This is a genomic window from Pseudomonas edaphica, assembly GCF_005863185.1.
Lineage (GTDB): Bacteria > Pseudomonadota > Gammaproteobacteria > Pseudomonadales > Pseudomonadaceae > Aquipseudomonas > Aquipseudomonas edaphica.
In genome coordinates this window covers 1-5,072 of record NZ_VBVZ01000459.1, presented here as the reverse complement: position 1 = coordinate 5,072, position 5,072 = coordinate 1, and the positions used below count along the sequence as shown (strand labels likewise).

7 protein-coding genes are annotated in these 5,072 nt (G+C 59.2%); 3 read left to right on the top strand and 4 right to left on the bottom strand.

Going from position 1 to position 5,072, the window contains the following annotated elements; all coding sequences use genetic code 11:
• Nucleotides 1–75: 75 nt before the first annotated feature.
• Nucleotides 76–384, bottom strand: coding sequence for a DUF3077 domain-containing protein (locus FEM54_RS24155; protein ID WP_138453403.1), 309 nt, complete (start codon nucleotides 382–384; stop codon nucleotides 76–78).
• Between the two features lie 334 nt (nucleotides 385–718).
• Between FEM54_RS24155 and FEM54_RS24150 the strand changes: the two genes are divergently transcribed.
• On the top strand, nucleotides 719–967 hold the full coding sequence (locus FEM54_RS24150; RefSeq protein ID WP_138453402.1) for an acyl carrier protein: 249 nt from the start codon (nucleotides 719–721) through the stop codon (nucleotides 965–967).
• 130 nt (nucleotides 968–1,097) lie between these two features.
• Here the strand turns inward: FEM54_RS24150 and FEM54_RS24145 are convergent, their stop codons facing one another.
• Both FEM54_RS24145 and FEM54_RS24140 read right to left on the bottom strand, forming a co-directional pair.
• The gene (locus FEM54_RS24145) at nucleotides 1,098–1,796 is read right to left on the bottom strand and encodes a cyclase family protein (RefSeq protein WP_138453401.1); all 699 of its coding nucleotides are present in this window, start codon (nucleotides 1,794–1,796) and stop codon (nucleotides 1,098–1,100) included.
• Complete coding sequence (locus FEM54_RS24140) at nucleotides 1,786–2,241, bottom strand: Lrp/AsnC family transcriptional regulator (protein WP_138453400.1); 456 nt, start codon at nucleotides 2,239–2,241, stop codon at nucleotides 1,786–1,788. Before FEM54_RS24140 ends, FEM54_RS24145 begins: the two co-directional genes overlap by 11 nt.
• A 160-nt stretch (nucleotides 2,242–2,401) precedes the next feature.
• On the opposite strand from FEM54_RS24140, the gene yedA reads away from it, so the two are divergent.
• A complete protein-coding gene (yedA, locus tag FEM54_RS24135; RefSeq protein WP_138453399.1) occupies nucleotides 2,402–3,298 on the top strand; it encodes a drug/metabolite exporter YedA in 897 nt (298 codons plus the stop codon).
• A 63-nt stretch (nucleotides 3,299–3,361) separates the two neighbouring features.
• Nucleotides 3,362–4,699, top strand: coding sequence for an RNA helicase RhlE1 (locus FEM54_RS24130; RefSeq protein WP_138453398.1), 1,338 nt, complete (start codon nucleotides 3,362–3,364; stop codon nucleotides 4,697–4,699).
• Between the two features lie 100 nt (nucleotides 4,700–4,799).
• Here FEM54_RS24130 and FEM54_RS24125 read toward each other — a convergent pair.
• The coding region (locus tag FEM54_RS24125) for an NAD(P)/FAD-dependent oxidoreductase (RefSeq protein ID WP_171045890.1) at nucleotides 4,800–5,072 on the bottom strand (273 nt) is incomplete at its 5' end.

Genomic DNA, 5,072 nt, shown 5'->3' with positions numbered 1-5,072 from the left:
GTATATCAGCCAGGTGTTCAGTGACTGACCCACCGCTATCGCAGGCAAGCCAGCTCCCACAGGGTTATGCGGTGCTCATCGAGGCTGCACACACTCCAACGCCCGATCCACCACACCTTTGGCCATCCCCACCAAATGCATCACCCCCCGCTGCTGGGTGCTGAGCGTCTCACCCGACACATTCACCGTCTCCACCGCGCAATGCAGCAAGTCGGCCGCGTGGGCGAGGGCGTCTTCGAAGCTCAGGTTGTCATTGAGCACAAAATTGGGCGCGTCCGGGGCGGATGCTTTGAGGTAGTAGTCGATGGCTCGGCGGTTGAGGAGGGCGTCTTCGCTGAGGAAGTCCGTCGGGGTAGTAGTTGAGGCAGAGGTTGCTTTGACCATGTTGATTCTCCGGCACTTGTAACGCGCTCTCCCGTCAATTTCGGCTTGCACTTCCGGTCATCGAAGGGCCGATGACATGGGGAAGACTAGCGGCCGAACTCAGCCGGAACAAGGCATGAAATTGCGCTCGGAAACGTCCTGCAAATGAAAGGGATCGGTCCTGCTGGCCACTGAAATATCAGGTGTTGGAGGCGGCTTTTGCGATTTTTCGGAACTGTAAGTAGGTTGTGTCTTTTCGGTCTGTCAGACCCTTCTGGTTTCCCTTTCACCGAACGACGACTTCCACCCAGCGATTAAGATCCGCCTCATTATTGGCAATGAGAAATTTGATCTTATGAGCGCCGAGATCAGCGAAAAAGTGATTCAGCTGTTCGTCGATATCATCGGCTTCATCGACCGAAGCCAGGTGACGGAGCAAACGAATTTCATCCATGACTTCAAGATCATTGATGGGGATTTGACCTGCTTTGTTATGCAGATCAAGTGGCAATTCAACCTGCAAGCGACTCAGGAAGACTGGGATCACATCACGACCTTCCAGCAGATTGTCGATCTGATTGTTCAGCGTTCAAGCCTTCGGTGAAGCAACTGACGCCATCGCAGGCAAGCCAGCTCCCACAGTAGATCGCATCCAGCCCTGGCGACTCGGTCAAATGTGGGAGCTGGCTTGCCTGCGATGGCGGTGTATCAGCCACCACTTTGCGATGGCGTTGTCAGGGAATAAACGCCATCACCGAGACCGGCGATCCCGAGCCGCCTTCCAGGCCCAGTACTCCAATCACAAGGGTCGTGCCCTTGGCCGGCAGCCGCTCCAGATGGGTCAGGCACTCCAATACGATGCCATTACCGGCCAGTACGGCATGGTTGGTGGCAAAGGCAGTGCTTTGCCCCGGATCAACCCCGTGGGTATCAATGCCCACGCCGGCGATCTGTCGGTGTTCCAGCAGCCAGCGTATCGCCGGCTCGCCAATGCCCGGGAAGTGCAGGCCTTGGGCATCTTCGCCAAAAAAACCGATGGGGTCGTTCCAGAGGTGCTGCCAGCCGGTGTACATCAGCACGACAGAGCCTGGCTCGATGCGCCCGTGTTGGTGCTCCCAGGCTTGAAGATCATGCAGGCCGATCTGGTAGTCGCGGTTACCTTGGGTTTGCGCGCGCACGTCAATCACCACGGCAGGCCGAACCAGGTCTTGGGGTTGATAGCCGTCAATCCCGATGCCATTGGCATAGAAGCTGTTCGGTGCATTCATGTGGGTGGCGCTGTGTTCGCCCAGGCTGAAGCGGCGCAGGAAATAGCCGTCTTTTTCCAGGCTCGCGACGTCTTCAAATACCACCGGCGGGTCCCCTGGCCATAACGGCATGCGCGCAGTGATCGGGTGGCTGAGGCTGACGATTTTGCTGTGCTTACCCAGCATTTTTTCCCTCCAACTGCCCCAGCGGCACCCGCCGTTCTATCGCGCTGGACAAAATAATCGAGGTCTTGCTGAAGCCGAACTTCGCCACCCGGTTAATCAGGTTCTCAAGCTGCGGCATCGAACCCACCGCCGCCTGCATGATCACGCAAGGGTCGCCCGTAACCCGGTGGCATTCAGTCAGTTCAGGGATTTCAGCCAGCGCGTCGTAGACCTTCTGGCTGCCATGGTTGGTCAACCTCAGTTCAATCACACACTGAATCGGCAAGCCGACCTTGGACATGTCCACCTTGGCCTGATACCCGGTGATCACGCCGCTGGCCTCAAGTTTGGCCACGCGCTCAGCCACGGCGGGCGCAGAAAGGTTAACCGTGCGGGCCAATTGTGCGTAGGACGCGCGGCCGTCTTCGAGCAGGGCGCTGAGGAGCATGCGGTCGTATTTGTCCATGATAAGGCTCCAGTAACGCTTGGCTTTCGAAAGCATGGTTTATAGCCTTCATAACCATGCTTTGAAAAGTGTATGGGCGCTTTAAACAGGTTTTGTAACTTATGTTTAGCCTGCTGCCTTTTTAGAATAAGCCTCCCATCACCTGCCATAGAGCCGCCCAATGCCTGGCCCACGTCGCTTTCCATTACCGTTGATCGCCGCTTTTTTTGCGCTGTATGTGATTTGGGGTTCCACCTACCTGGTGATTCGAATCGGCGTTGAATACTGGCCACCGCTGATGCTTGGCGGGATTCGCTTTTTGGTGGCGGGCTTGGCGATGTATGGCTTTTTGCGCTGGCGCGGGGCACCTGCGCCGACGTGGGTGCAGTGGAAGGCTGCGGCCAAGATCGGCATTTTGCTGCTGACCTTCGGCAATGGCGCGGTGTCGGTGGCTGAGCACACGGGGGTCACTTCAGGTGTGGCTGCATTGGCGGTGGCGACGGTGCCATTGTTCACGTTGCTGTGCGGCTATTTCTGGGGCGCACGTAATACCCGCCTGGAGTGGGCCGGGGTAGTGCTGGGGATTATCGGCATTGCCATGCTCAATATGGGCTCCAACCTGCAATCGAGCCCAGCCGGTGCGATGTTGTTGCTGTTCGCCGCTGCCTCCTGGGCCTTCGGCTCGGTGTGGAGCAGGCATTTGCCGTTACCTGCCGGTGCGATGGCCAGTGCGGCGGAAATGATCGTCGCCGGTGCTTTGCTGTTGGTGGGCAGTGCGCTCTCCGGCGAACGCTTGCATTCTGTGCCGCCGATTGAAGGCTGGCTGGCCCTGGCGTACTTGGCCGTGTTCGGCTCGATCATCGCCTTCAATGCCTATATGTACCTGCTCAAGCACGTGCGCCCGGCGGCGGCGACGAGCTATGCCTATGTGAACCCGGCAGTCGCGGTGTTGTTGGGCATTGTGTTCGTCGGTGAGACCATCGGCATGGAAGAAGCCCTGGCGATGCTGGTGATCATCAGCGCGGTGCTATTGATCAGCCTGCCCCAGTGGCGCAAGCCCAAGCCGGAAATAAGGTAAACTGCGGCGCATTACGGCTTTTTTTACCCGCTTATGGCGCTGAACTTTTCCTACGGTAAACACATGACTTTCGCCACACTTGGCCTGATCGAACCCTTGCTGCGCGCCCTTGAGACGCTTGGCTACCAGACCCCGACGCCGGTGCAGGCGCAAGCCATTCCGGCGGTGTTGGCCGGTCGCGACCTGATGGCCGCGGCCCAGACCGGCACCGGCAAAACTGCTGGTTTCGCACTGCCGCTCCTGCAGTTGCTGACCATGGAAGGGCCGAAAGTCGCCGCCAATTCGGCGCGTGCGCTGATCCTGTGCCCGACCCGCGAGCTGGCCGAGCAGGTTCACGCCAGCGTTGCCGAGTACGCGCAACACCTGCCGTTGACCACTTACGCGGTGTACGGCGGCGTGAGCATCAACCCGCAGATGATGAAGCTGCGCAAGGGCGTCGACATTCTGGTCGCCACGCCGGGCCGACTGATCGACCTGTTCCGCCAGAACGCGCTGAAACTCAACCAGTTGCAAACCCTGGTATTGGATGAAGCCGACCGCATGCTCGACCTGGGCTTCTCCGAAGAGCTGGCGAACATCTACCGCATGCTGCCGAAAAAGCGCCAGACGCTGCTGTTCTCCGCGACCTTCTCCGATGAAATCCGCCAACTGGCCGGGCAGATGCTCAACGACCCGCTGAGCATCGAAGTGAGCCCGCGCAACGTCGCCGCCAGCACCGTGAAGCAGTGGGTGGTGCCGGTGGACAAGAAGCGCAAGCCGGAGCTGTTTGTGCATTTGATGCGCAAAGGCCGTTGGAAGCAGGTGCTGGTGTTTGCCAAGACCCGTAACGGCGTGGATGCGCTGGTGGACAAGTTGCAGGGCCTGGGCATCAATGCCGACGGCATCCATGGCGACAAACCCCAAGCCACCCGCCAACGCGCGCTGGACCGGTTCAAGTCCAGCGATGTGCAAATTCTGGTAGCCACCGACGTGGCGGCCCGTGGTCTGGACATTGAAGACCTGCCGCTGGTGGTCAACTTTGACCTGCCGATCGTGGCTGAAGACTACATCCACCGTATCGGCCGTACTGGCCGGGCGGGCAACACCGGTGAGGCGATTTCGCTGGTGTGTGCCGATGAAGTGAACATGCTGTCGGCCATCGAGATGCTCACGCGTCAGACCCTGACCCGCAAGATGGAGCCGGATTTCGAACCGGAGCACCGCGTGCCGGACACCGATGCTAGCGGGCAGGTGGTGAAGAAGCCGAAAAAGCCGAAGAAACCTAAGACTTCGGGCGGCGGTGGCGGCAAGCGTAATTTGGGTAAGTGGGTGGACAGTGGTGATGTGGCGCCGGCTGAGCCGTCGATCAAGCCAGTGCGTAAAGTGCCGGTGTTCAACACTGGGCCGCGCAAGAAGAAGTAAGTCTGTCAGGGCCTCATCGCAGGCAAGCCAGCTCCCACATTTGACGGTGTTCACCGCTCAAAATGTGGGAGCTGGCTTGCCTGCGATAGCGGACTTGAACTCAGCGCTTAAGCCACTCCAGCACACCACGCCCAGCCGCTCGCCCACTGGCAAAACACCCCGTCAGCAAATACCCGCCGGTCGGCGCTTCCCAATCCAGCATCTCCCCCGCACAGAACACGCCTGGCAATTGCTTGAGCATCAGCCGCTCATCCAGCGCTTCAAACGGCACGCCGCCCGCCGTGCTGATCGCCTCATCCATCGGCCGTGTCTTTACCAGTGTCAGTGGCAACGCCTTGATATCCACCGCCAATTGCGCCGGATCATGGAAGTG